Source organism: Xenorhabdus sp. KK7.4 (assembly GCF_963876465.1).
GTDB lineage: Bacteria > Pseudomonadota > Gammaproteobacteria > Enterobacterales > Enterobacteriaceae > Xenorhabdus > Xenorhabdus stockiae.
Genome location: NZ_CAWNQF010000088.1, coordinates 1 through 24,780 on the forward strand (window position 1 = coordinate 1; position 24,780 = coordinate 24,780).

Annotated in this window: 43 protein-coding genes and 1 pseudogene; 6 read left to right on the forward strand and 38 right to left on the reverse strand. The window is 44.0% G+C overall.

The window, feature by feature from the left end; genetic code table 11:
• Both AACS90_RS15305 and AACS90_RS15310 read left to right on the forward strand, forming a co-directional pair.
• A partial coding sequence (locus AACS90_RS15305; RefSeq protein WP_206601862.1) for a hypothetical protein occupies positions 1-234 on the forward strand: 234 nt, incomplete at its 5' end.
• An 89-nt stretch (positions 235-323) separates the two neighbouring features.
• Positions 324-878: a gamma carbonic anhydrase family protein gene (locus AACS90_RS15310; RefSeq protein WP_099123293.1), complete on the forward strand. Its 555-nt coding sequence runs from the start codon at positions 324-326 to the stop codon at positions 876-878.
• On the opposite strand, the gene AACS90_RS15315 is transcribed toward AACS90_RS15310, so the two are convergent.
• From AACS90_RS15315 to dprA, 5 genes are all read right to left on the reverse strand, one after another.
• On the reverse strand, positions 845-1,114 hold the full coding sequence (locus tag AACS90_RS15315) for a DUF1488 family protein (protein ID WP_099123294.1): 270 nt from the start codon (positions 1,112-1,114) through the stop codon (positions 845-847). The genes AACS90_RS15310 and AACS90_RS15315 overlap by 34 nt on opposite strands.
• Positions 1,111-1,929 (reverse strand): shikimate dehydrogenase, encoded by an 819-nt coding sequence (gene aroE / locus AACS90_RS15320; RefSeq protein ID WP_099123295.1) that lies wholly within the window; start codon positions 1,927-1,929, stop codon positions 1,111-1,113. Before aroE ends, AACS90_RS15315 begins: the two co-directional genes overlap by 4 nt.
• 6 nt (positions 1,930-1,935) lie before the next feature.
• Positions 1,936-2,505 (reverse strand): L-threonylcarbamoyladenylate synthase type 1 TsaC, encoded by a 570-nt coding sequence (tsaC, locus tag AACS90_RS15325; protein WP_099123296.1) that lies wholly within the window; start codon positions 2,503-2,505, stop codon positions 1,936-1,938.
• A 1-nt stretch (position 2,506) separates the two neighbouring features.
• Positions 2,507-3,058, reverse strand: coding sequence for a DNA topoisomerase family protein (locus tag AACS90_RS15330; RefSeq protein WP_099123297.1), 552 nt, complete (start codon positions 3,056-3,058; stop codon positions 2,507-2,509).
• A gap of 75 nt (positions 3,059-3,133) precedes the next feature.
• Positions 3,134-4,210, reverse strand: coding sequence for a DNA-protecting protein DprA (gene dprA, locus AACS90_RS15335; protein ID WP_099123298.1), 1,077 nt, complete (start codon positions 4,208-4,210; stop codon positions 3,134-3,136).
• 132 nt (positions 4,211-4,342) lie between these two features.
• Here dprA and def point away from each other — a divergent pair, with 132 nt between their 5' ends.
• The 4 genes from def (at position 4,343) to trkA (ending at position 8,675) form a co-directional block, all read left to right on the forward strand.
• Positions 4,343-4,855 (forward strand): peptide deformylase, encoded by a 513-nt coding sequence (def, locus tag AACS90_RS15340; RefSeq protein ID WP_099123299.1) that lies wholly within the window; start codon positions 4,343-4,345, stop codon positions 4,853-4,855.
• A gap of 24 nt (positions 4,856-4,879) precedes the next feature.
• A complete protein-coding gene (gene fmt / locus AACS90_RS15345; protein WP_099123300.1) occupies positions 4,880-5,827 on the forward strand; it encodes a methionyl-tRNA formyltransferase in 948 nt (315 codons plus the stop codon).
• Between the two features lie 86 nt (positions 5,828-5,913).
• Positions 5,914-7,200, forward strand: coding sequence for a 16S rRNA (cytosine(967)-C(5))-methyltransferase RsmB (rsmB, locus tag AACS90_RS15350; protein WP_099123301.1), 1,287 nt, complete (start codon positions 5,914-5,916; stop codon positions 7,198-7,200).
• Between the two features lie 98 nt (positions 7,201-7,298).
• The gene (trkA, locus tag AACS90_RS15355; RefSeq protein WP_099123302.1) at positions 7,299-8,675 is read left to right on the forward strand and encodes a Trk system potassium transporter TrkA; all 1,377 of its coding nucleotides are present in this window, start codon (positions 7,299-7,301) and stop codon (positions 8,673-8,675) included.
• A 45-nt stretch (positions 8,676-8,720) separates the two neighbouring features.
• On the opposite strand, the gene AACS90_RS15360 is transcribed toward trkA, so the two are convergent.
• The 33 genes and pseudogenes from AACS90_RS15360 to tuf form a co-directional block, all read right to left on the reverse strand.
• Complete coding sequence (locus AACS90_RS15360) at positions 8,721-8,921, reverse strand: alternative ribosome-rescue factor A (protein ID WP_099111737.1); 201 nt, start codon at positions 8,919-8,921, stop codon at positions 8,721-8,723.
• A gap of 78 nt (positions 8,922-8,999) precedes the next feature.
• On the reverse strand, positions 9,000-9,413 hold the full coding sequence (gene zntR, locus AACS90_RS15365; protein WP_099123303.1) for a Zn(2+)-responsive transcriptional regulator: 414 nt from the start codon (positions 9,411-9,413) through the stop codon (positions 9,000-9,002).
• 187 nt (positions 9,414-9,600) lie between these two features.
• Positions 9,601-9,993 (reverse strand): 50S ribosomal protein L17, encoded by a 393-nt coding sequence (rplQ, locus tag AACS90_RS15370; RefSeq protein ID WP_099123304.1) that lies wholly within the window; start codon positions 9,991-9,993, stop codon positions 9,601-9,603.
• A gap of 40 nt (positions 9,994-10,033) precedes the next feature.
• On the reverse strand, positions 10,034-11,023 hold the full coding sequence (locus tag AACS90_RS15375) for a DNA-directed RNA polymerase subunit alpha (RefSeq protein WP_038269634.1): 990 nt from the start codon (positions 11,021-11,023) through the stop codon (positions 10,034-10,036).
• A 25-nt stretch (positions 11,024-11,048) separates the two neighbouring features.
• Complete coding sequence (rpsD, locus tag AACS90_RS15380; protein ID WP_086955015.1) at positions 11,049-11,669, reverse strand: 30S ribosomal protein S4; 621 nt, start codon at positions 11,667-11,669, stop codon at positions 11,049-11,051.
• 35 nt (positions 11,670-11,704) lie between these two features.
• The gene (gene rpsK / locus AACS90_RS15385) at positions 11,705-12,094 is read right to left on the reverse strand and encodes a 30S ribosomal protein S11 (RefSeq protein ID WP_002919257.1); all 390 of its coding nucleotides are present in this window, start codon (positions 12,092-12,094) and stop codon (positions 11,705-11,707) included.
• Between the two features lie 15 nt (positions 12,095-12,109).
• The gene (gene rpsM, locus AACS90_RS15390) at positions 12,110-12,466 is read right to left on the reverse strand and encodes a 30S ribosomal protein S13 (RefSeq protein WP_086955014.1); all 357 of its coding nucleotides are present in this window, start codon (positions 12,464-12,466) and stop codon (positions 12,110-12,112) included.
• Positions 12,467-12,613: 147 nt separating this feature from the next.
• Positions 12,614-12,730 carry a 50S ribosomal protein L36 gene (gene rpmJ / locus AACS90_RS15395; protein ID WP_012768118.1) on the reverse strand — a complete coding sequence of 39 codons (117 nt, stop codon included), beginning with the start codon at positions 12,728-12,730 and terminating at the stop codon, positions 12,614-12,616.
• A 32-nt stretch (positions 12,731-12,762) separates the two neighbouring features.
• Entirely contained in the window at positions 12,763-14,094 is a 1,332-nt protein-coding gene (secY, locus tag AACS90_RS15400) for a preprotein translocase subunit SecY (RefSeq protein WP_099111741.1), read from the reverse strand.
• Positions 14,095-14,101: 7 nt separating this feature from the next.
• Complete coding sequence (gene rplO, locus AACS90_RS15405; RefSeq protein WP_099111742.1) at positions 14,102-14,536, reverse strand: 50S ribosomal protein L15; 435 nt, start codon at positions 14,534-14,536, stop codon at positions 14,102-14,104.
• Between the two features lie 3 nt (positions 14,537-14,539).
• Positions 14,540-14,719 carry a 50S ribosomal protein L30 gene (gene rpmD, locus AACS90_RS15410; RefSeq protein WP_008913894.1) on the reverse strand — a complete coding sequence of 60 codons (180 nt, stop codon included), beginning with the start codon at positions 14,717-14,719 and terminating at the stop codon, positions 14,540-14,542.
• Positions 14,720-14,724: 5 nt separating this feature from the next.
• Positions 14,725-15,225, reverse strand: a complete 501-nt coding sequence (gene rpsE, locus AACS90_RS15415; protein WP_015836271.1) for a 30S ribosomal protein S5 — start codon at positions 15,223-15,225, stop codon at positions 14,725-14,727.
• 14 nt (positions 15,226-15,239) lie between these two features.
• Positions 15,240-15,593 carry a 50S ribosomal protein L18 gene (gene rplR, locus AACS90_RS15420; RefSeq protein ID WP_012990483.1) on the reverse strand — a complete coding sequence of 118 codons (354 nt, stop codon included), beginning with the start codon at positions 15,591-15,593 and terminating at the stop codon, positions 15,240-15,242.
• Between the two features lie 9 nt (positions 15,594-15,602).
• Entirely contained in the window at positions 15,603-16,136 is a 534-nt protein-coding gene (gene rplF, locus AACS90_RS15425) for a 50S ribosomal protein L6 (RefSeq protein WP_099123305.1), read from the reverse strand.
• Between the two features lie 14 nt (positions 16,137-16,150).
• Positions 16,151-16,543: a 30S ribosomal protein S8 gene (gene rpsH / locus AACS90_RS15430; RefSeq protein WP_099111744.1), complete on the reverse strand. Its 393-nt coding sequence runs from the start codon at positions 16,541-16,543 to the stop codon at positions 16,151-16,153.
• Between the two features lie 33 nt (positions 16,544-16,576).
• Positions 16,577-16,882, reverse strand: coding sequence for a 30S ribosomal protein S14 (gene rpsN / locus AACS90_RS15435; RefSeq protein WP_010847489.1), 306 nt, complete (start codon positions 16,880-16,882; stop codon positions 16,577-16,579).
• Positions 16,883-16,894: 12 nt separating this feature from the next.
• Entirely contained in the window at positions 16,895-17,434 is a 540-nt protein-coding gene (gene rplE / locus AACS90_RS15440; protein WP_004246952.1) for a 50S ribosomal protein L5, read from the reverse strand.
• A 13-nt stretch (positions 17,435-17,447) separates the two neighbouring features.
• Positions 17,448-17,762 carry a 50S ribosomal protein L24 gene (rplX, locus tag AACS90_RS15445; RefSeq protein ID WP_099111745.1) on the reverse strand — a complete coding sequence of 105 codons (315 nt, stop codon included), beginning with the start codon at positions 17,760-17,762 and terminating at the stop codon, positions 17,448-17,450.
• Positions 17,763-17,772: 10 nt separating this feature from the next.
• On the reverse strand, positions 17,773-18,144 hold the full coding sequence (rplN, locus tag AACS90_RS15450; RefSeq protein WP_010847486.1) for a 50S ribosomal protein L14: 372 nt from the start codon (positions 18,142-18,144) through the stop codon (positions 17,773-17,775).
• Between the two features lie 175 nt (positions 18,145-18,319).
• On the reverse strand, positions 18,320-18,574 hold the full coding sequence (gene rpsQ / locus AACS90_RS15455) for a 30S ribosomal protein S17 (RefSeq protein ID WP_010847485.1): 255 nt from the start codon (positions 18,572-18,574) through the stop codon (positions 18,320-18,322).
• Entirely contained in the window at positions 18,574-18,765 is a 192-nt protein-coding gene (rpmC, locus tag AACS90_RS15460; protein WP_099123306.1) for a 50S ribosomal protein L29, read from the reverse strand. Before rpmC ends, rpsQ begins: the two co-directional genes overlap by 1 nt.
• Positions 18,765-19,175, reverse strand: a complete 411-nt coding sequence (gene rplP, locus AACS90_RS15465) for a 50S ribosomal protein L16 (protein ID WP_036773456.1) — start codon at positions 19,173-19,175, stop codon at positions 18,765-18,767. The genes rpmC and rplP overlap by 1 nt, the downstream gene beginning before the upstream one ends.
• Before the next feature lie 12 nt (positions 19,176-19,187).
• The gene (gene rpsC, locus AACS90_RS15470; protein ID WP_010847482.1) at positions 19,188-19,889 is read right to left on the reverse strand and encodes a 30S ribosomal protein S3; all 702 of its coding nucleotides are present in this window, start codon (positions 19,887-19,889) and stop codon (positions 19,188-19,190) included.
• Positions 19,890-19,906: 17 nt separating this feature from the next.
• Positions 19,907-20,239 (reverse strand): 50S ribosomal protein L22, encoded by a 333-nt coding sequence (gene rplV, locus AACS90_RS15475; protein WP_038240485.1) that lies wholly within the window; start codon positions 20,237-20,239, stop codon positions 19,907-19,909.
• Positions 20,240-20,253: 14 nt separating this feature from the next.
• Positions 20,254-20,532, reverse strand: a complete 279-nt coding sequence (gene rpsS / locus AACS90_RS15480; protein ID WP_011148791.1) for a 30S ribosomal protein S19 — start codon at positions 20,530-20,532, stop codon at positions 20,254-20,256.
• Positions 20,533-20,546: 14 nt separating this feature from the next.
• Positions 20,547-21,371, reverse strand: a complete 825-nt coding sequence (gene rplB, locus AACS90_RS15485) for a 50S ribosomal protein L2 (protein ID WP_099111746.1) — start codon at positions 21,369-21,371, stop codon at positions 20,547-20,549.
• Between the two features lie 19 nt (positions 21,372-21,390).
• Complete coding sequence (rplW, locus tag AACS90_RS15490) at positions 21,391-21,693, reverse strand: 50S ribosomal protein L23 (RefSeq protein ID WP_099111747.1); 303 nt, start codon at positions 21,691-21,693, stop codon at positions 21,391-21,393.
• Positions 21,690-22,295, reverse strand: a complete 606-nt coding sequence (gene rplD, locus AACS90_RS15495) for a 50S ribosomal protein L4 (RefSeq protein WP_099111748.1) — start codon at positions 22,293-22,295, stop codon at positions 21,690-21,692. The genes rplW and rplD overlap by 4 nt, the downstream gene beginning before the upstream one ends.
• 16 nt (positions 22,296-22,311) lie before the next feature.
• Positions 22,312-22,944, reverse strand: coding sequence for a 50S ribosomal protein L3 (rplC, locus tag AACS90_RS15500; protein ID WP_099123307.1), 633 nt, complete (start codon positions 22,942-22,944; stop codon positions 22,312-22,314).
• A 32-nt stretch (positions 22,945-22,976) separates the two neighbouring features.
• Complete coding sequence (rpsJ, locus tag AACS90_RS15505; RefSeq protein ID WP_001181005.1) at positions 22,977-23,288, reverse strand: 30S ribosomal protein S10; 312 nt, start codon at positions 23,286-23,288, stop codon at positions 22,977-22,979.
• Between the two features lie 298 nt (positions 23,289-23,586).
• On the reverse strand, positions 23,587-24,063 hold the full coding sequence (bfr, locus tag AACS90_RS15510) for a bacterioferritin (RefSeq protein ID WP_099123308.1): 477 nt from the start codon (positions 24,061-24,063) through the stop codon (positions 23,587-23,589).
• A 76-nt stretch (positions 24,064-24,139) separates the two neighbouring features.
• Positions 24,140-24,334: a bacterioferritin-associated ferredoxin gene (gene bfd / locus AACS90_RS15515; RefSeq protein ID WP_099111751.1), complete on the reverse strand. Its 195-nt coding sequence runs from the start codon at positions 24,332-24,334 to the stop codon at positions 24,140-24,142.
• Positions 24,335-24,580: 246 nt separating this feature from the next.
• Positions 24,581-24,780: pseudogene (gene tuf, locus AACS90_RS15520) on the reverse strand (elongation factor Tu); the annotation flags it as partial.

Below are 24,780 nucleotides of genomic sequence, written 5' to 3' on the forward strand. Positions count from 1 at the left end.
CCGAACCTCTCGTTCCGGGTTGCGAGGCTGCGTATCTTACGCTTTTTGCCTCCGGAGTCAAGCGTTTATTTTCGCTTTCGTTCCGCTGTCCTGCGCGGCATGTCTCAGCTCAGCGTCGGTCAGTGGTGGCGCATTATAGGGAGTTTTTCGGCCCTGACAACTCTTTTTTGCAATTTTATTTTCAACCGGATGTTTTTTGCGCTTTTCAATATAAAAACCACTCAATCAGGATGAAATTAATGCAAATTCACCATTGCGTGGTGATCTTTTCCTCAATAACATTTCACGCAATATTATCCTCTCTTACTGTTATTGAGGTTTTTATGTCTACCGTTTTACGTAAATATTTAAACTTACGGCCTCAAATTGGCCAAAGAGTCATGCTAGACCCTACTTCTATTGTGATTGGAGATGTCAGATTGGCAGATAATGTAAGTATCTGGCCGTTAGTTGTCATCCGTGGTGACGTCAATTATGTTTCTATTGGAGCTCGTACCAATATACAGGACGGTTCTATTCTACATGTAACTCATAAATCATCTGATAATCCTAATGGCTTCCCATTAATCATAGGCGAGGAAGTCACTGTCGGTCACAAGGCAATGTTACATGGCTGTACGATAGGAAACCGAGTACTTGTTGGGATGAGTTCAATTATACTTGATGGCTCTATCATTGAAGACAATGTCATTATTGGGGCCGGTAGTCTTGTCCCACCAAGAAAAATATTAGAAAGTGGATATCTGTATATAGGCAGCCCAGTCAAACAAGTGCGAAAACTCAAACATGAAGAGTTGGAAGGGCTGCTTTATTCTGCTAATAACTACGTCCGCTGGAAAGATGATTACTTAGCAGATATATCAGACAATAGAGAATAGCATCCAAATTGATCATCCTGCCCACGTAGGATGATTTCTTCAAACTCTTCTTCTAAATCCCAACGATACTGGTGAAATAGTTCAATTGGATGAAAATCATTACCATAACGTCGAATTAATTCATCAGCACTGATCAGACATTGCACTAATAGACCATTGACCATAGCAGGAAATATAACTTTGCTTTCCTGCTCGTTCCATTCTTCACGGTCAGGAAATTGAATTGCTTGATTCATGGGTGTAATTCTTCTCTTAAAGCAGCTAAAACAGGTTCCACTTTTGGTAAGACACCATGCCAAAGTTCAAAGGAATGCGCCGCTTGTCCCACTAGCATCCCTAATCCATCAGCCAAAAATGAGGCTCCACTTTGCTGGGCAAAATTAAGGAAAGGCGTTAATCCTTTTTGATAATACATATCATAACAAGCACCACCATTACGGAAAACTGACGGATATATTTCAGGTACACTTCCATCAAGGCCAGAAGCGGTTGCATTAATAATAAGATCAAAATCTGGATTCAGAAGAGATTTCATTTCAACTGCCTGAATATGACCAAATGAGGAGAACATATTCACTATACCTTGCGCACGAGCAAAAGTACGGTTAGTAATAGTCACCGCACACCCAAAGTCTAGTAAAGGAGATATAACTCCTTTTGCTGCTCCACCAGCCCCAATAATCAAGATATGCTGCTGTTTGCTAATGAAGTTAAGCCGCTGCAAATCTGCTAATAACCCAACCCCATCAGTGTTATCACCCAGAAGCTGGTTATTTTCAATTAGCTTGAATGTGTTGACTGCACCACAATGTTTAGCTCGCTCACTCAACTGATGTGCACACTCATAAGCTCGTTCCTTAAAGGGAACGGTAATATTCGCACCTAAACCACCTTGTTCAAAAAATTGCTTCAATGTTTGTTCAAAATGTTCTAGCGGAGCAAGTATTCTCCCATATTGGTGTTCAATACCCGTTTGTTTGGCAAATAATTGATGAATATAAGGAGATTTACTATGTGCAATCGGATTACCAAAAACCGCGAATTTATCCATTATTCCTTACCCTTGCCGATATAGTTTACCTGTCAAAGCATCCCTGATTTCTGATGGATTCTTACGTCCACCCACTTCCCCTTCCAGCACAGGAAAATCGTTGCCGAATTGTCGACAAACTTCTTCTGAACTCCAACATGGTTCCAACCCGCTTAAATTTGCACTGGTTGATACAAGAGGTTTTCCATAAAGGACACATAATTCTCTGACCAAAGGATGATCAGTAACTCGGACAGCCAGTGTTGAGAATCTTCCCGTCAACCACTTTGGTGTCGTAGATTTGGCTGGGATAACCCATGTCACCGGTCCCGGCCAACAAGAAAAGATTGTCTTTTTCTGCTCATTATTCAACTGATTGTCATCAATATAGGGACATAACCTCTCATAACTATCAGCAATAAGGATTAACCCTTTTTCCTTGGGTCTATTTTTCAGCAATAATAATTTATTAACCGCTTTTTCACTGTCAGGGTCACAACCCAATCCAAAAACAGCTTCCGTAGGATAAGCAATGACTTTTTCTTCTTTTAAAGCCGTAATAATTAAATCAAATGCAGGAGATGCTTCATTACTCATTTTATTTCTCAGTTTCAATGGATTGCTGCTTATTACACAATTTACTAGCGCAAAATAGTTTAATGCCCTGTGCGGTTTTCTTTTCGACCAACAAGGGGTAATGACAAAGCTCACATTCTCCTTGTACCGGTTTATTATTCAGTGTGAACTGGCATTCGGGATATCGATTACAAGCGTGAAATGTTTTACCAAATCGTGACTTACGTTGAAGCAACTTACCTTTCTGGCATTGAGGACAATTAACTGAAGAGTCATCAGGTTTATCAATCAACTCAATATGATTACATTCTGGATAATTGCTACAGCCAATAAACATACCATACCGTCCTTGCCGTAAAACCAAAGTTGAACCGCACTTAGAGCAAATTTGCCCTTCCAGTTCCTTAATAACGTGTCCATCTGATGATATTTTTAACGGCCGAACATAACAGCATGATGGATAATTGGAACAAGCATAAAATGGACCATGGGCCCCGTTGCGGATCACTAGTTCAGCACCACATTCAGCACAATATTCTGTTTGTTTTACTGCAAAGGGTACTTTTTTAGGCATATCTTACTCACGGAAAACTAATCACGATATTTATTGGAAAACCATAAAGTTCAGGTTAAGAGAAAATTCAATTTTTCAATTCATCCGAACATAACCACCAGCAACAACAGCCACTTTTCCCATTAATTCAAGCTCCAATAATTGAGTCATGACTTCTGTAATAGGAAGAGAAGAGCGCTGAGCAATTATATCAACAGGTGTAACTTCATCACTTACGTTAACCAGCACCTCAGCAAATGGCAACTCTGTTTGTTCAAATTGTTTATCATTGCCCTCTTCCAGATTAATCCATTGAAAATTAGCATTAATATGTTCCATTATATCAATCACACTGGTTGCTAAATAAGCTCCCTGTTTGATCAACCAGTGATTACCATCACTCGAAGGCCTTCCTAGTGGGCCAGGTAATGCAAAAATATCCCGTCCTTGTTCAAGTGCACAACGTGCTGTAATCAGTGAACCACTATTTTGATGAGCTTCTACAATCAGAATCGCTAAACTTAACCCACTAATAATCCGGTTTCGTCTTGGAAAATTTTTAGCTTTAGGTGGCGTGTCAGGGAAAAACTCAGAAACCAGAACCCCATTTTCTTTAATACAACAGGCTAAAGTTCGATGACGATTAGGATAAATATTTTCAAGCCCACTCCCCAATACCGCAATGGTTTTCCCTCCTGCATCAATAGCAGCCTGGTGGCAGATACCATCAATCCCAACCGCTAACCCACTGGTTATCACTATCCCATTCTCCGCTAGCCCTCCAGCAAATACTCTCCCCCACTTTTCACCATAAAAACTTGCCGACCGGCTACCCACTATTGCAACTTGTTTCTCAGATAATGTGCTTACTTTCCCAGAGACAAAAAGTATCAGTGGAGGCGAATAAATTTGTTTCAACAAAGAAGGATATTCTGGATCAGAAAAGGTTAATAAGTGATTTCCTGATTGCTCCAACCACTTAAGACTGGAAAGCAAAACAGAAGGATTTGCTTTTAAAAACTGCACACACTGTGTAGGTGATAAGCCACAATCTTTCATCGCAGCATGAGTAATATTTTTAACCTGCAGTAGATGTTCGATTATAGATACTGCTTTTGTCACTGAAAGGTGAGATACCATTTTCATTCTCAGCCATATTTCCATCATTTCCATTATCGTCATCCTGACTCAATATGTTGTCATGCTTACATGATTAATTTGTAGGCGATACTGTCAATCTAATCAGGAAATGTCTAGAATAGGCGCTAATTATCACTCACTTTTTGGATGCAGTTCTAAACATATATGTCAGTTTTACAAGTATTACATTATCCAGATGAGCGGCTTCGCACAATTGCCAAGCCAGTAGAAAAAGTCGATGCAGAAATCCAGCGTATCATCGATGATATGTTCGAAACGATGTATGCAGAAGAAGGAATCGGCTTAGCAGCAACTCAGGTTGATATTCATCAACGCATTGTTGTTATTGATGTTTCAGAGAATCGTAACCAGAGACTTGTACTTATTAACCCAGAGCTAGTAACCGAGTCAGGGGAAACAGGTATCGAAGAAGGTTGTTTATCAGTTCCTGAACAACGTGCATTTGTGCCACGATTCGAGCAAGTCAAAATTAAGGCACTGGATTATCACGGTCAACCATTTGAGCTGGAAGCCGATGGTCTGTTGGCGATTTGTATTCAACATGAGATGGATCACTTGCTCGGTAAACTCTTCGTAGATTACTTGTCTCCGTTAAAACGACAGCGTATTCGCCAAAAAGTCGAAAAAATTGACCGACTAAGAGCCAAGGCTAAGTAAATTTTATCATTACGGGAAATAACAGTGTCTGATTCTTTACGTATTATTTTTGCCGGAACCCCTGATTTCGCGGCTCACCATTTGGCGGCTTTATTAAAATCTCAACATCAAATTGTCGGTGTACTCACTCAACCTGATAAACCGGCAGGAAGGGGTAAAAAACTGACACCAAGTCCTGTAAAAGTATTGGCTGAAGAATATCATCTCCCTGTTTTCCAGCCAAAAACATTACGTACAGAAGAAAGCCAGCAATGGGTCATGGAACAACAAGCCGATATCATGGTTGTCGTTGCATATGGTTTGATCCTTCCCCAAGCGGTATTAGATATGCCACCTTTGGGGTGCCTCAATGTTCATGGTTCTTTATTACCTCATTGGCGCGGTGCTGCACCAATTCAACGTGCTATCTGGGCTGGAGATAAAGAAACGGGGGTAACAATCATGCAAATGGACGCAGGCCTTGATACAGGCGATATGCTGTTAAAAGCAACCTGCCCAATTACAAACGAAGATACTACTGCGAGCCTGTACGACAAACTTGCCGATATCGGCTCCGATGCATTGCTTAATACATTAAGCCTAATAACTTCGGGTAATAGTCAGCCGGAAAGTCAAAATAATATTCTGGCGACTTATGCTGAAAAACTCAGCAAAGATGAAGCAAGAATGGATTGGAATTTATCAGCGATTCAGCTCGAACGTTGTGTGCGTGCATTCAACCCTTGGCCAATAAGCTATTTCTTTATTGATGAACAACCCATTAAAGTCTGGGAGGCTTATGCTATTGATGGTAAATCTAACCAAATCCCAGGAACAATTCTTCACGCCGATAAAAAGGGTATCCAGGTTTCTACAATTGATGGGATATTGAATATTACTCAATTGCAGCCCCCGGGCAAAAAAGCAATGTCAGCTGCCGATTTATTAAATTCTAAGCGCGAATGGTTCACTCCGGGTAACAAAATCAACTAACATTCATTGCCTGTATGGTGTCAGCATACGGGCATCTTCTCGCTTTACTACTATTATGCTGATGAAACTCAGCTTTTGACCATGCAATGAAAAATACATATAACCTGCGAAGCATCGCTGCAAAAGCGATTAGCCAAGTGCTGGAGCAAGGACAGTCACTTAGCACTGTTATACCCGAACTCCAACAAAAAGTATCCGATAAAGATAAAGCTCTCCTACAGGAACTCTGCTTTGGTGTAATGAGAGTTTTACCTCAGCTGGAATGGCTTATAGCCCAATTAATGGCAAAGCCATTGAAAGGTAAGCAACGCATTTTCCACTATTTGATCATGGTTGGAATGTATCAACTTACTTATACACGTATACCTGCACATGCAGCGATCGCAGAAACAGTTAATGGGACAATCAGTTTAAAACGTCCACAATTAAAAGGACTCATTAATGGCGTTCTTCGACAATTTCAGCGCCAGCAAGAAGAGTTAGTCGAAAAATCTAATGATGGCGGTCACTATTTACATCCCAAATGGCTATTAACTCGTATTCAAAAAGCTTACCCTCACAATTGGCAATATATTGTCAGTGCAAATAATCAAAAACCACCAATGTGGTTACGTGTCAATCAGATACATCATTCTACAAATCAATATTTTTCTTTGCTGCAAAAAGCCAATATAGACGCAGAATTAGATACAGATCATCCCAACGCAATTCGTCTATTGAATCCTTGTCCTGTCAATATACTGCCAGGGTTTGATAAAGGCTGGGTTACGATTCAGGATCGTTCTGCACAAGGCTGTGCTGAATTATTAATGCCATGTGATGGAGAAGAAATACTTGATCTTTGTGCTGCACCAGGCGGCAAAACAACTCATATACTTGAGATGGCACCAAACGCCAAAGTACTTGCCGTTGATATTGATGAGCAAAGAATTAAGCGTGTGGAAGAAAACTTACAGCGCCTTAATTTAAATGCTGTCATTAAAACAGGTGATGGGCGTTTCCCACACAAATGGGCTAACGGAGAACAATTTGATCGTATTCTTCTTGATGCACCATGCTCAGCAACAGGTGTCATACGTCGCCATCCAGATATAAAATGGTTACGAAGAAATGAAGACATCGATCAGTTAGTGACGCTTCAAGCAGAAATACTTGATGCTATTTGGCCATACTTAAAGAAAAGTGGAACTCTGGTTTATGCCACATGCTCAATTTTACCTGATGAAAATAGCGAGCAAATTAAAGCATTTTTAAAACGCAATCCGGATGCCAAACTCTCTGAAACAGGTACACAAGAGATCCCTGGAATACAAATTACTCCCGAGATAACAGGCGGTGATGGCTTCTTTTATGCTCGATTGACTAAGCAATAATAGAATAGCTTTTCTCTCACTCTATCGAGCGAGAGAATGTAATGACTTTGCTAAAATAGCAAAATAATTGCAACTTCTAACACATAAAGAGAATAGCTATGAAGATAATTATTCTGGGTGCTGGTCAGGTTGGTGGAACATTAGCTGAAAACTTAGTTGATGAAAACAATGACATTACTGTTGTTGATACCAATACAGATCGTTTACGCCAGTTACAGGACAAATTCGATCTGCGAGTTGTGAATGGGCATGGTTCTCATCCCAGAGTTTTAAGAGAAGCCGGTGCAGAAGATGCTGATATGTTAGTTGCTGTTACAAATTCAGATGAAACCAACATGATCGCATGCCAGATCGCCTATTCTCTATTTAATACACCGAATAAAGTCGCCCGGATCCGTTCATCAGAATATATTAGGGAATCAGAAAAATTATTTAAGCCCGGTGATATTCCTATCGATTATCTGATATCTCCAGAGCAGTTAGTTATCGACTATATTTACAAATTAATCCAATATCCCGGAGCCTTACAGGTTGTTAACTTTTCTGAAGGCCGAGTCAGTATTGTTGCAGTAAAAGCTTATTATGGTGGTTCACTTGTAGGGAATGCATTATCTTCTCTTCGCGAACATATGCCGCATATTGACAGCAAAGTTGCCGCAATATTTCGACAAGACCGTCCAATCAGGCCACAAGGCTCTACCGTTATTGAGGCTGGCGACGAAGTATTTTTTGTTGCTGCATCACAACATATCAGAGCAGTAATGAGCGAGTTGCAGCGTCTGGAAAAACCATACAAACGTATCATGATTGTTGGAGGCGGAAACGTCGGTGCGGGTTTAGCCTTACGCCTTGAAAAAGATTATAGCGTTAAGCTTATTGAGCATAATCAGGAAAGAGCAACTGAACTTGCAGAGCTATTACACGATACTATAGTGTTCTATGGTGACGCTTCTGATCAGGAGCTACTGGCAGAAGAACATATTGAGCAAGTCGATGTTTTCATTGCATTAACTAACGATGATGAAGCTAATATCATGTCAGCCATGCTTGCAAAACGAATGGGTGCCAAAAAAGCAATGGTACTTATCCAACGTAGTGCATATGTTGATTTAGTTCAAGGTGGTGTCATTGATATCGCTATCTCACCTCAACAAGCCACAGTATCTGCATTACTTGGGCATGTCCGCAAAGCCGATATCGTTAGTGTATTTTCATTAAGACGAGGTGTTGCTGAAGCTATTGAAGCGATTGCTCATGGTGATGAACATACTTCCAAAGTAGTTGGGAGAAAAATAGGAGATATAAAACTTCCCTCAGGAACAACCATTGGCGCTATTGTCCGAGGAGAAGAAGTCATCATTGCTAATGATTACAGCATTATTCAACAAGGCGACCATGTAATCATGTTTATTACCGATAAAAAATTTGTTCCTGAAGTTGAAAAGCTATTCCAACCAAGCCCATTCTTTCTATAAATCACTTACACGGCTACCAATTCAGAAATATTTGTACTCAGAAAACTAGAAGGCCAATGATAATAACTTGAAAAAATTATTATCATTGGCCTCCCAACCACTTCCTTTCCCATGTTTTGCTTTACGATTATAACTTCCTTTACCTTTTTTATTTTTTTCTACTCGCTGCCTGAACAGGGGGTCATGTAAAAGAGCTTCTATAGCATTATCTTTGATAACGCCTTTTTTATGCCTATATGTTGTCATAGTGACCTCAAAATATGGTTATTTGAATAAATATAGCTTATCAATAGTACTCTTAATGCACAAAAGAATAAAGAAAAATCACTTCTTCGTAGCCCCTTCTTCTAATATTTCCAATATTGAACAATAGGTACTGATATGTGCGCTTCCGCAACAAGCATCGCTTAACATTTTTAAAGAATCGCGCATTTTTTGCATTTCTAATAATTTTTCTTCTATTTCCTGTAATCTAGTATCAACAATTCTCTTAGATTCTTGGCAGGTATGATGTTCAGGATCAACGCGGATAGACAATAACTCTACAATTGTCTCTAATGTAAAACCTAATTGCTTTGCATAGCGAATAAAGCGTAACCGCTGTAAATCCTGTTTTGTATAAAGCCTATAACCACTTTCTGTTCTTTCTTCATGCTCCATCAATCCTTGTTTCTCATAAAAACGAACAGTATCAGGAGTAACATTCGCTAACTTCGCCAATTGACCAATACGATACATAGCAGCCTCTCATCAAACAGGGAAATAAAATCAATACTACCAGAATAGATTAATAAATCATCGCCGGTTGTTCTACTGTCAGCTAGAAATCAAAAAGTAATGGAGAAGATAAGAAGAAATAATGATGGGAAGAATTAAAAGGCGATAAAAAACCGGGTATTATCCCGGTTTTTTATGCTTCTACAGATTACTCTGCAGCTGCTGCTTCTGTCTGAGACTCAGCGGCGCGGTCAACAAGCTCGATGTATGCCATCGGTGCATTGTCACCTGCACGGAAGCCACACTTCAGAATACGAGTGTAACCACCTGCGCGGCTCGCAAAACGCGGGCCCAGTTCATTAAACAGTTTTGCCACGATCTCGTTATCACGAGTACGGGCGAATGCCAGACGACGATTAGCTACGTTGTCGGTCTTGGCAAGAGTAATCAGCGGCTCAACGACGCGACGCAGTTCTTTCGCTTTAGGCAGAGTCGTCTTGATGATTTCATGACGAACCAAAGAACCTGCCATGTTACGAAACATAGCTTGGCGATGGCTGCTGTTGCGGTTCAATTGACGACCACTCTTACGATGGCGCATGACCTTATCCTTCTCAGTAAAACCTTAACCTGTGATCTAGTTATTCATCAGCAATACTTGCTGGTGGCCAGTTTTCCAAGCGCATGCCCAGAGAAAGTCCACGTGAAGCCAGTACGTCTTTAATCTCAGTAAGAGATTTTTTACCCAGATTAGGTGTTTTAAGTAACTCAACCTCAGTACGCTGTACCAGATCACCGATGTAGTGGATAGCTTCTGCCTTAAGGCAGTTAGCAGAGCGGACAGTCAATTCCAGATCGTCAACAGGGCGCAGCAGTATCGGATCAAATTCAGGCTTCTCTTCTTTAACTTCTGGTTGACGTACGTCACGTAAATCAACGAAAGCCTCCAGTTGTTCAGCCAGAATAGTAGCTGCACGGCGAATCGCCTCTTCAGGATCGATTGTACCGTTAGTCTCCATCTCGATAACCAGCTTATCCAAGTCAGTACGCTGTTCTACACGAGCTGCTTCAACATTGTAGGCAATACGCTCTACTGGGCTATAGCAAGCATCTACTAACAAACGACCGATAGGGCGCTCATCTTCTTCCGAATGAATTCGGGCAGAAGCCGGCACATAACCACGACCGCGCTGAACTTTAATACGCATGCTAATGGAAGCGCTTTCGTCAGTCAGATGGCAGATTACGTGCTGCGGCTTGACGATTTCGACATCACCATCATGGATGATGTCGGCTGCAGTCACAGGGCCAATGCCAGATTTATTCAAGGTAAGGATGACTTCATCTTTGCCCTGAACTTTCACCGCCAGCCCTTTCAGATTGAGGAGAATCTCCAGGATATCTTCCTGTACACCTTCTTTGGTGCTGTACTCATGCAGTACACCATCAATCTCAACCTCAGTCACCGCACAACCCGGCATAGACGAAAGCAGAATACGGCGCAGTGCGTTGCCAAGAGTATGGCCAAAGCCACGCTCTAATGGCTCAAGGGTCACCTTGGCGTGCGTCGAACTGACTTGCTCGATATCTACCAGGCGCGGTTTTAGAAACTCTGTCACAGAACCCTGCATTGTGTCCTCTCTTTGGTGCTAAGCTTTACTTAGAGTAAAGCTCGACGATCAGGTGTTCGTTAATGTCAGCGGATAGATCAGTACGTTCAGGATTACGCTTGAACACACCTTCCATCTTCGCAGCATCAACTTCCAACCAAGTTGGTTTCTCACGCTGCTCAGCCAGCTCTAAAGCTGCCTTAATACGAGCCTGCTTTTTCGCTTTTTCACGAACGCTGACTACGTCATTCGGGGATACCTGATAAGAAGCGATGTTAACAACGCGACCATTTACCATGATAGCCTTGTGGCTCACCATCTGACGTGATTCAGCACGAGTCGCGCCAAAACCCATACGATAAACGACGTTATCTAAGCGACCTTCCAGCAAAGTCAGCAGGTTTTCACCTGTGTTGCCTTTCAGACGAGTAGCTTCTTTATAGTAGTTACGGAATTGACGTTCCAGAACACCGTAAGTACGACGAACTTTTTGTTTTTCACGTAACTGAACACCGTAGTCAGACAGACGCGGTTTGCGTGCGCCGTGCTGGCCTGGTGCTTGTTCTAACTTACACTTGGTGTCAATCGCGCGAACGCCAGACTTCAGGAAAAGGTCTGTACCCTCGCGACGGCTCAGCTTGAGCTTAGGACCCAAATATCTTGCCATTTTCTTTCTCCAACAATCCTAAAAACGAAGACGTATTAAACGCGACGTTTTTTCGGTGGACGACAACCGTTATGAGGGATCGGAGTCACATCAGTAATATTAGTGATGCGGAAACCAGCCGCGTTCAGTGCGCGAATAGTTGACTCACGGCCCGGACCAGGTCCTTTAACCATAACTTCCAGGTTCTTAATTCCGTATTCTTTTACTGCTTCAGCACAGCGTTCTGCTGCAACCTGAGCTGCAAACGGAGTAGATTTACGAGAACCTCGGAAACCGGAACCACCGGCAGTTGCCCAACCCAAAGCGTTACCCTGACGATCAGTAATAGTAACGATAGTGTTGTTGAAAGAAGCATGGATATGAGCCACACCGTCAGAGACTTGTTTTCTTACACGCTTACGTGCACGAATAGGTGCTTTTGCCATTATTCAATACCCCGATTATTTCTTGATCGGCTTACGCGGACCCTTACGGGTACGTGCATTGGTCTTAGTACGCTGACCGCGAACCGGCAGACCACGACGATGACGTAAACCACGATAGCAACCAAGATCCATCAGACGTTTGATACTCAGGGTTACTTCACGACGCAAATCACCTTCTACAACGTATTTAGCAACTTCGTCACGCAGCTTGTCAATTTGCTCTTCAGACAGCTCACTGATCTTAACATTTTCAGCAATACCCGTTGCTGCACAGATAGCCTGTGAGCGGGTTTTACCGATACCGTAAATCGAAGTTAATGCGATTACAGTATGTTTCTGATCAGGAATGTTAATGCCTGCTATACGGGCCACTATGCACTCCTACAATATTTATTCACTGCAACACCATTCTGAAAAGCCCGTTTTCAGGATACTCAAATAATGTTGCTGTCAGATAAAAAGATTGGCTGGCTAATTTAGCCAGCTCAACCCAACTTTGCAAGAAAAATATGCGATTAATTAGCCTTGGCGCTGTTTATGCTTAGGCTCTGCACTGCAAATCACACGAACGATACCGTTACGTTTAACGATTTTGCAGTTACGACATAATTTCTTGACGGAAGCACGAACTTTCATTTTTACTCTCCGTAACTTCTCAAGCAAACCGATTAGCGGTTATATCCTTTCAGGTTTGCCTTCTTCAATGCAGACTCATACTGACTCGACATCATCAGAGTTTGCACTTGAGCCATAAAGTCCATGATGACGACGACTACAATCAGTAGGGAAGTACCACCAAAATAGAATGGAACTTTCATTGCATCACGCATGAACTCCGGGATTAAGCAGATAAAAGTAATATATAACGCACCAACTAAGGTTAGACGAGTCATTACTTTATCGATGTACTTAGCCGTTTGCTCTCCCGGACGAATTCCTGGTACAAATGCACCGGACTTCTTCAGGTTATCTGCCGTTTCTCTTGGATTGAACACCAAAGCCGTATAGAAGAAACAGAAGAAGATGATTGCAGATGCATACAATAACACATAAAGCGGTTGACCTGGCTGCAAATACATAGAAATAGTTGTCAACCAATTCCAGTTTGCTCCGCTACCAAACCAAGAGGCTATAGTACCAGGGAACAAAATAATACTGGAAGCAAAAATTGCAGGGATAACCCCAGCCATATTCACTTTCAACGGTAAATGTGTACTTTGTGCTGCAAAAACTCTACGACCTTGTTGACGTTTAGCATAGTTAACAACGATACGACGCTGACCACGCTCCATGAAAACAACGAAGAAAGTTACTGCAAACACTAAAACTGCAACCAACAGCAACAGGAGGAAGTGCAGATCGCCTTGCCGAGCTTGCTCGATGGTGTGACCAATTGCAGGCGGAAGGCCCGCAACGATACCAGCAAAGATTATGATTGAAATACCGTTGCCGATACCTCGTTCAGTAATCTGCTCACCTAGCCACATCAAGAACATAGTTCCTGTGACCAAACTTACAACAGCCGTGAAATAGAATGCAAAACCTGGATTAATAACCAGCCCTTGCATCCCAGGCATATTCGGTAACCCAGTTGCAATACCTATTGACTGGAATATTGCCAGCACTAATGTGCCATAACGGGTGTACTGACTGATCTTACGACGACCAGCTTCCCCTTCCTTCTTAATCTCTGCTAAACGGGGGTTAACCACAGTCAGCAACTGGATAATAATAGATGCAGAAATATACGGCATTATACCCAGTGCAAAGATAGAAGCACGGCTTAAAGCACCACCAGAGAACATGTTGAACATTTCAATGATGGTGCCTCTTTGCTGTTCGAGCAATTTGGCAAGCACAGTGGCATCAATACCAGGGATTGGAATAAAAGAGCCAATACGGAAAACAATCAGAGCTCCAATAACAAACAAAAGTCTGCGTTTTAACTCACCTAATCCGCCTTTAGCACTTTGAAAATCTAATCCTGGTTGTTTAGCCATCTGTTACTTATTCCTCAATTTTACCGCCAGCAGCTTCAATTGCAGCACGGGCGCCTTTAGTAACACGCAAGCCACGCACAGTTACTGCGCGATTGACTTCGCCAGAAAGCATAACTTTCGCGAACTCAATTTGAGGGCCAACAATGTTAGCAGCTTTCAGTGCATTCAGATCGATAACATCGCCTTCAACACGAGCAAAATCAGACAGACGGATTTCGGCTGTAATCATTGCCTTACGTGAAGTAAAGCCAAATTTTGGCAGACGACGGTACAGAGGCATCTGGCCGCCTTCGAAACCACGACGTACGCCACCGCCAGAACGAGATTTCTGACCTTTGTGACCACGGCCGCCAGTTTTACCCAGACCAGAACCGATACCACGACCTACACGTTTAGGTGCGTGCTTGGCACCTTCAGCCGGAGACAGAGTATTTAAGCGCATCTGTTACTCCTCAACTTTAACCATATAGGAAACCAAGTTGACCATACCGCGAACCGCTGGTGTATCTTCGCGTTCAACAGTATGACCAATGCGACGCAGACCTAAACCAGTCAGAGTTGCCTTATGCTTAGGCAAACGACCGATTGAACTGCGAACCTGTGTAATCTTGATAGTCTTAGCCATGGTCATTACCCCAGAATTTCTTCGACGGATTTGCCACGCTTAGCTGCGACCATTTCTGGAGACTTCATGCTGTCTAAAGCATCCAGGGTTGCACGAACCACATTGATTGGGTTAGTGGAACCATAGGTTTTAGCCAGTACGTTACGAACTCCAGCTACTTCCAGAACCGCACGCATCGCACCACCTGCGATGATACCTGTACCTTCATGAGCAGGCTGCATGAACACCCGGGAACCGGTGTGTGCGCCTTTCACTGGGTGGTGCAGGGTGCCGCTGTTAAGTGCGACGGTTTTCATATTGCGACGTGCTTTTTCCATCGCTTTCTGGATCGCTGCCGGAACTTCGCGTGCTTTGCCGTAGCCAAAACCAACGCGACCGTTACCATCACCAACTACAGTCAGTGCTGTAAAGCTGAAAATACGGCCACCTTTAACGGTTTTAGATACGCGGTTTACCGCGATCAGCTTTTCCTGCAGTTCGCCAGCTTGTTTTTCGATGTGAGCCATCTTACACCTCTACCTTAGAACTGAAGGCCAGCTTCACGGGCAGCATCTGCCAGTGCCTGGACTCTACCATGATATTGGAAACCAGAACGGTCAAAGGATACGTTTTTGATACCTTTTTCCAGAGCACGTTCAGCAACAATTTTACCAACTACTGCTGCGGCTTCTTTGTTTCCAGTGAATTTCAGTTGTTCGCTGATAGCTTTTTCTGTTGTAGAAGCTGCCACCAGAGTTTCAGAACCATTTGGTGCGATAACCTGCGCATAAATATGGCGAGGGGTACGGTGTACCACCAGGCGAGTTGCACCCAGTTCCTGGAGCTTGCGGCGTGCGCGGGTCGCACGACGGATACGAGCTGCTTTCTTATCCATAGTGTTACCTTACTTCTTCTTAGCCTCTTTGGTACGCACGATTTCATCGGCGTAACGAACACCCTTGCCTTTGTATGGCTCAGGACGACGATAGGCACGCAGATCTGCCGCAACCTGACCAATCACCTGCTTATCAGCACCTTTCAGTACGATTTCAGTTTGTGATGGGCATTCCGCAGTAATGCCTGCAGGCAGTTGATGTTCAACCGGATGCGAGAAGCCTAAAGACAAACTAACAGTATTGCCTTTAACTGCTGCACGGTAACCAACACCTACCAGTTGGAGCTTCTTAGTGAAGCCTTCGTTAACACCGATAACCATTGCATTCAGCAGAGAACGAGTTGTACCCGCCTGTGCCCAAGCATCTGCAAAACCTTCGCGTGGAGCGAAAGTCAGCTGGCTATCTTCATGTGTAACTTCAACTGCGCTGTGGATTTCACGACTCAATTCGCCGTTTTTACCCTTAATCGAAATAACCTGACCGTTGAGTTTAACCTCTACGCCGGCAGGAATGACGACGGGTGCTTTTGCAACACGAGACATTCTTTCCTCCCGAATTAAGCTACGTAGCAGAGAATCTCGCCACCCAGACCAGCCTGGCGAGCTGCACGATCAGTCATTACACCTTTAGAGGTAGAAATAACAGCGATACCCAAACCAGCCATAACTTGTGGCAGCTCATCTTTTTTCTTATAGATGCGCAGACTTGGGCGGCTTACACGCTGGATGCTTTCTACAACAGCCTTACCTTGGAAGTACTTCAGAGTAACTTCCAGTTCTGGCTTGGTGTCGCCTTCGATTTTAAAATCTTCAATATAACCTTCTTCCTTCAGCACTTTGGCAATTGCCACTTTCAGCTTGGAGGAAGGCATGGTGACCGCAACTTTATTCGCGGCCTGACCGTTACGGATACGGGTCAGCATATCCGCGATCGGATCTTGCATGCTCATCTGTCTTTACTCCCGTGATTCAATTGGTGACAATTACCAGCTAGCCTTTTTAAGGCCCGGGATTTCACCGCGCATAGCGGCTTCACGGACTTTAATACGGCTCAACCCAAACTTCCGCAAAAATGCATGCGGACGCCCAGTTTGACGGCAGCGGTTACGCTGACGGCAAGGGCTGGAATCACGTGGCAGTGTTTGCAGCTTGAGAACAGCATTCCAACGGTCTTCATCAGATGCGTTTACATCAGAGATGATCGCTTTCAGTTCAACGCGTTTTGCGAAGAATTTCTCAGCTAATTTCGCACGTTTTACATCACGTGCTTTCATTGATTGCTTAGCCATGAATACCCTGCCTTACTTGCGGAACGGGAAGTTAAACGCAGCCAACAGTGCGCGGCCTTCATCATCAGATTTCGCAGTAGTGGTGATGGTAATATCCAAACCACGTACACGATCCACTTTATCGTAATCGATTTCAGGGAAGATGATTTGCTCACGAACACCCATGCTGTAGTTACCGCGACCATCAAATGACTTAGCGGACAAACCACGGAAGTCACGAATACGTGGTACAGCAATAGAAATCAGGCGCTCAAAGAACTCCCACATGCGTTCGCCACGCAGGGTTACTTTACAGCCGATTGGATAGCCCTGACGGATTTTGAAGCCTGCAACTGACTTGCGTGCTTTGGTGATCAGTGGTTTTTGACCAGAAATTGCTGCCAGATCAGCTGCTGCATTGTCCAGCAGTTTCTTGTCAGCGATTGCTTCACCAACACCCATGTTCAGGGTGATCTTCTCGACCCGAGGGACTTGCATGACAGAATGGTAACCAAACTGACTCATCAGTTTCTGGACTACCTCGTCTTTGTAGTAATCATGCAGTTTCGCCATCGTATACTCCAAATTACTTGATAGTTTCGTTGTTAGATTTGAAGAAACGTACTTTTTTGCCGTCTTCGAATCTAAAACCTACACGGTCAGCCTTGCCGGTTTCTGCATTAAAGATTGCAACGTTAGAAACCTGAATTGCTGCTTCTTTTTCAACGATGCCACCTGGTTGATTCAGAGCCGGAACTGGCTTCTGATGTTTTTTAACCAGATTGATACCTTCAACGATAATTTTACCAGAAGAAAGAACCTGTTTTACTTTACCGCGCTTACCTTTGTCTTTACCAGTCAGCACGATAATTTCGTCATCACGACGGATTTTCGCTGCCATTGCCTGCTCCTTAGAGTACTTCAGGTGCCAGAGAGATAATTTTCATGAACTTTTCATTACGAAGTTCACGAGTTACCGGCCCAAAAATACGCGTACCGATAACCTGCTCACTATTGTTGTTCAACAATACGCAAGCGTTGCTATCGAAGCGAATGACAGAACCGTCCGGGCGACGAACACCCTTCTTGGTGCGCACCACTACCGCTTTCAGGACATCACCTTTCTTGACTTTACCACGAGGAATCGCTTCCTTGATGGTGATCTTGATGATATCACCGACATGTGCGTATCGACGGTGCGAGCCACCTAGAACCTTGATACACATTACGCGACGTGCACCGGAGTTGTCGGCCACGTTCAGCATAGTCTGTTCTTGGATCATTTTAGTGCTCCGCTAAATGTCAACTACTACTGAGCCACTTTATTTTTAAAGAAGCCGTTTTAATATCCCACACTACGAGGGCGCGGCATTATAACACCACATCTTCGCGATGGACAGAAAAATAAACGGCCCTGTTATTTTTTGAGCCGTTTATTTCTTATGAGATAGCGCTCTATTATAGAACCGCTTTCTCTACAACGCGAACTAAGGTCCAAGATTTAGTCTTAGACAGTGGACGGGTTTCGCGGATTTCCACTACATCACCAATTCCACATTCATTGTTCTCGTCATGTACGTGCAACTTAGTCGTACGCTTGATGAATTTACCATACAGTGGGTGTTTCACCTTACGTTCAATAGCAACAACAATGGATTTTTCCATTTTGTCGCTAACAACACGACCTTGCAGAGTACGGATTTTATCGGTCATTACGCACCCGCCTTCTCAGTCAGTAAAGTCTTAACGCGTGCAATATTACGACGCACTTGTTTCAACAGATGAGACTGTTGCAGCTGGCCGCTTGCCGCCTGCATACTCAGATTAAACTGTTCACGTAACAGGTTCAGCAGCTCAGTGTTCAGCTCTTCAACGCTTTTTTCGCGCAGCTCTTGTGCTTTCATTACATCACCGTCTTAGTTACAAAGGTGGTTTTGATAGGCAGTTTCGCTGCCGCCAGCTTGAACGCTTCACGGGCCAGCTCTTCAGACACACCGTCCATCTCATACAGGACTTTACCAGGCTGGATCAAGGCAACCCAATACTCTACGTTACCTTTACCTTTACCCATACGCACTTCGAGTGGCTTCTCGGTGATTGGTTTGTCTGGGAACACACGGATCCAGATTTTACCTTGACGCTTAATTGCACGGGTCATAGCACGACGTGCCGCTTCGATTTGACGAGCAGTCAAACGACCACGGCCCACAGCTTTCAGACCGAAAGTGCCGAAGCTAACATCCGCACCGGCAGCCAGACCGCGGTTACGGCCTTTATGCACTTTACGGAATTTCGTACGCTTTGGTTGTAACATCAGCGACTCTCCTTACTTGCGGCCTTTACGCTGCTGCTTTTTAGGTTGAGCAGCCGGTTTTTCCGCCTGTTCAACAGCAGCCATACCACCCAGGATCTCACCTTTGAAGATCCATACCTTAACGCCGATTACACCATAAGTGGTGTGCGCTTCTGAAGTGTTATAGTCGATATCTGCACGCAGAGTGTGCAAAGGTACACGACCTTCACGATACCATTCAGTACGCGCGATTTCAGCACCGCCCAGACGGCCGCTTACTTCCACTTTGATGCCTTTAGCGCCCAGACGCATTGCGTTCTGTACAGCACGTTTCATAGCACGGCGGAACATAACACGACGTTCCAACTGTGAGCTGATGCTGTCAGCAACCAGTTTTGCGTCCAGTTCAGGTTTACGCACTTCGGCAATATTAATCTGCGCAGGAACGCCAGCGATGTCCGCTACAGCTTTGCGCAGTTTTTCTACGTCTTCACCTTTCTTACCGATTACGATGCCTGGACGAGCAGTGTGAATAGTCACACGGATGCTTTTCGCAGGACGTTCGATAACGATACGTGAAATAGATGCTTTAACCAGTTCTTTATTCAAGTACTGGCGAACTTTAAAGTCGCTGTCTAGGTTGTCAGCGAATTCTTTGGTATTCGCATACCAGGTAGAGTTCCAAGGTTTGACAATACCCAGACGAATACCATTAGGATGTACTTTCTGACCCATTGCTAGTCTCCAGAGTCTCAGCGATCGGACACAACCACAGTAATGTGGCTGGTGCGCTTCAGGATACGATCTGCACGGCCTTTGGCACGAGGCATAATGCGCTTCATGGTTGGACCTTCGTCTACGAAAATTTTCGCAACTTTCAGATCATCGATGTCAGCGCCATCGTTGTGTTCTGCGTTAGCAATAGCAGACTCAAGTACCTTCTTCACTAAACCAGCAGCTTTCTTGTTGGTATAGGTCAGAGTTTCCAGAGCTTGCGACACTTTCTTACCGCGGATCAGGTCAGCCACAAGGCGAACCTTCTGAGCAGAAGAACGAGCGTGGCGATGTTTAGCGATAGTTTCCATCTCTTCCTCCTACCTTAGCGCTTCTTAGCCTTTTTATCGGCCGCATGGCCGCGATAAGTACGGGTCGGCGCGAATTCACCCAGTTTGTGACCAACCATTTCGTCGGAAACAAAAACTGGAACATGCTGACGACCATTATGGACAGCGATGGTCAAACCGATCATGTTAGGAAAGATCGTTGAACGACGGGACCAAGTCTTAATAGGCTTTTTGTCTCCGCTTTCCACCGCTTTCTCTACCTTCTTCAGCAAGTGCAGGTCAATAAATGGACCTTTCTTGAGAGAACGTGGCATGGTTTATCCTCTAATTATTTTTTAGAACGGCGACGTACGATGTATTGATCAGTACGTTTGTTACTACGGGTCTTCTTACCTTTGGTCTGGATGCCCCATGGAGTTACAGGGTGTTTACCAAAGTTACGACCTTCACCACCACCGTGTGGATGGTCAACTGGGTTCATCGCCGTACCACGAACGGTAGGACGGATACCACGCCAGCGGCTTGCACCAGCTTTACCCAGAACGCGTAGCATGTGTTCTGCGTTACCAACTTCACCTAAAGTAGCACGGCAGTCAGCCAGTACCTTACGCATTTCACCAGAGCGCAGACGCAGGGTTACATAAGAACCATCACGTGCAACGATCTGAGCATAAGCACCTGCTGAACGAGCCAGCTGGCCACCTTTACCTGGTTTCATTTCTATGTTGTGAACAGTAGAACCAACCGGGATGTTGCGCATTGGCAGAGCATTACCAGCTTTGATTGCAGAATCTGCACCAGACTGGATTTGATCGCCAGCTTTCAGGCCTTTAGGAGCCAGAATGTAACGACGTTCGCCGTCTTTATACAGAACCAGCGCGATGTTTGCTGAACGGTTTGGATCATATTCCAGACGCTCAACAACAGCAGGGATACCGTCTTTGTTACGTTTGAAGTCAATCAGACGATAGTGCTGTTTATGGCCACCACCAATGTGACGAGTGGTAATACGACCATTGTTGTTACGACCACCAGTTTTGCTGTTTTTTTCTAACAGCGGAGCATAAGGTTTGCCCTTATGCAGCTCAGGGTTAACCACTTTAACAACGTGGCGACGGCCCGGAGACGTAGGTTTACATTTAACAATTGCCATTGTTCTTTACTCCTCCGACTTACTCAGCGCCGCCAACGAAGTCCAGGTTCTGGCCTTCTTTCAGGGTGACGTAAGCTTTTTTCCAGTCGCTACGACGACCAACACGCTGACCGTGGCGTTTAACTTTACCTTTAACCAGCAAAGTGTTCACAACCTCAACTTCGACTTCAAACAGTTTCTGCACAGCAGCTTTGATTTCTGCTTTAGTCGCGTCTTTCGCAACTTTGAGAACGATGGTGTTAGTTTTTTCCATCGCTGTAGAAGCTTTTTCAGATACGTGCGGCGCGCGCAGTACTTTCAGCAGACGTTCTTCACGGATCATGCCAGCATCTCCTCAACTTGCTTCACAGCTTCAGCAGTCATAACCACTTTGTCGAAGGCGATCAGGCTTACTGGGTCGATACCCGCAGCATCACGGACGTCAACTTTGTACAGGTTGCGAGCTGCTAAGAACAGGTTCTCATCAACTTCACCAGTGATGATCAGCACGTCTTCCAGAGCCATCTCTTTCAGTTTCTGTGCCAGCAACTTGGTTTTAGGTGCTTCAACAGAGAACTTCTCGACAACGATCAGACGATCTTGACGTACCAGTTCAGACAGGATGCTTTTCAGGGCACCGCGGTACATCTTTTTATTAACTTTTTGACTGTGGTCCTGTGGCTTCGCTGCGAAAGTTACACCACCAGAGCGCCAAATTGGGCTCTTAATTGAACCAGAACGCGCACGGCCAGTGCCTTTTTGACGCCATGGTTTTTTACCTGAACCAGAAACTTCAGCACGAGTTTTCTGAGCACGAGTACCTTGACGAGCACCAGCTGCATACGCAACAACTACTTGATGCACAAGCGCTTCATTGAAATCACGCCCGAAGGTAGTTTCGGAAACAGTCAGCGCGCTTTGCGCGTCTTTCAATACCAATTCCATTCCTATCTCCTCGACGTTACGCCTTGACAGCCGGTTTTACGATCAGGTTGCTGTTGGTTGCACCAGGTACAGCACCTTTGACCAGCAGCAGGTTGCGCTCTGCGTCAACACGTACTACATCCAGGCTTTGAACGGTTACACGCTCATTACCCAGTTGGCCTGCCATTTTCTTACCTTTGAACACCTTGCCCGGAGTCTGGTTCTGACCGATAGAACCCGGAACACGGTGAGACAGGGAGTTACCGTGCGTAGCATCCTGAGTACGGAAGTTCCAGCGTTTAACAGTACCCGCGAAACCTTTACCTTTAGATGTACCAGTAACGTCGACTTTTTTAACGTCAGCGAAAATTTCAACACTAATGCTTTGACCCACAGCGAATTCTGCATCTTCTTCAGACAGACGGAATTCACGCAGGATACGGCCAGCTTCAACGCCAGCTTTAGCGAAATGACCTGCTTCAGGTTTGTTAACGCGGCTTGCTTTTTTGCTACCAGTCGTTACCTGAATTGCACGATAACCGTCAGTCTCTTCGTTTTTAACTTGAGTTACACGGTTATTTTCGATTTCGATAACAGTTACAGGGATTGAAACGCCTTCTTCAGTGAAGATGCGAGTCATGCCCACTTTTTTACCGACTAAACCAATCATTGTTTCAACCTCTCAATCGCTCAATGACCTGATTAACCCAGGCTGATCTGCACGTCTACACCGGCAGCCAGATCCAGACGCATCAGAGCATCAACGGTTTTCTCGGTTGGCTCAACGATGTCAACCAGACGTTTGTGAGTGCGAATTTCGTACTGATCACGCGCATCTTTATTAACGTGCGGAGAAATCAGAACGGTAAAACGCTCTTTACGAGTCGGCAGCGGGATCGGACCACGAACCTGCGCACCAGTGCGCTTAGCGGTCTCTACGATTTCCGCAGTTGATTGATCGATCAAACGATGATCAAATGCTTTCAGGCGGATACGGATTCTTTGGTTCTGCATGAGACCAGAGCTCCAACTATTTTATAAACGTAAATAATTACTACTCACACCCATTTCGATTGATGGGGGAGTGTAATCGTTCAATATATAACCCCCATATCGGGAGTATTTTAATATGGCGGTAATTACCGCTCACACTGATAAAAATCAGCCTACGAAGTAGGTTAGCCCGCGCATTATACGTGAATCACTTCACAATGCAAGACAAGGATGAAATTTATTCAGATAAATAATAAAGGAAGGTAAAAATAGTCAGAAATGAACGCCCTATATGTATTTACAGGGCGTTAGCGTAATTCTATTCTTCTTCAATAATATGGGCCTGAATATAGTTTTGCATACCCATTCGTTTAATCAGTTCGAGTTGTGTTTCCAGCCAGTCTATATGATTTTCTTCATCTGCAAGAATTTCAATCATTAAGTCCCGGCTCACATAGTCGTGGATTGAATCAGCATATGCAATTGCTTCTCTCATATCCTGAGCACCACGTAATTCCAACGTTAGATCGGATTGCAACATCTCTTCGACATCCTCACCGATATTGAGTTTGCCTAAATCCTGTAAATTAGGGATACCTTCCAGAAATAAAATACGCTCAATATATCTATCTGCATGTTTCATTTCTTCAATAGATTCACGGTATTCAACATCATTCAGGCGCACTAATCCCCAGTTTTTAAACATACGGGCATGTAAAAAATACTGGTTTATGGCGACAAGTTCGTTACCAAGAAGTTTATTAAGATGGGCAATTATTTTTTTATCACCTTTCATAATCAATTCCTCCGCTTCCAGTACTTACAGTGTAGTACTAATTAAACAGAGTAATTGCAAGACAATTGTGCTTATTTTAAGCAACATTAATTATAGGGGGAAGCAAGGAGATTTCTTCATTGATTATTTCGCGGGCCTGACGTACACATTTTCCACAATCACTCCCCACAGGCACAAAGTTTTTCAGCTCTCTGATAGAACGAACATTCTGCTGTCTAACAGCATTACGTATGGCTTTATCACTTATTGCGTTGCAGAGACAGATATACATGGAACACTCTTCTAACTATTTATAATGTTATAACTAATTGTGTACTGATTAACGAACTTAATTAGGTTCAACAGCGGTTATAGCTATAAAATAAAGTATATTGTCAAATTGTAAATGTTAATCACTCTCATTTCAATTATTGTTTACGCTTTATTTCAATGAAAAATAAAGCTACTACTTTTTTCGATGGCACAAAAAAAGAGGAGCGATAGCTCCTCTTTTTTAGAATTTTTTGCTAATCAAAGATTAAGCAATAACTTTAGCAACAACACCTGCACCTACAGTACGGCCGCCTTCACGGATTGCGAAACGCAGACCTTCGTCCATTGCGATTGGAGCAATCAGGTTAACTACCATGTTGATGTTGTCACCTGGCATTACCATCTCAACGCCTTCTGGCAGTTCGATAGTACCAGTTACGTCAGTTGTACGGAAGTAGAACTGTG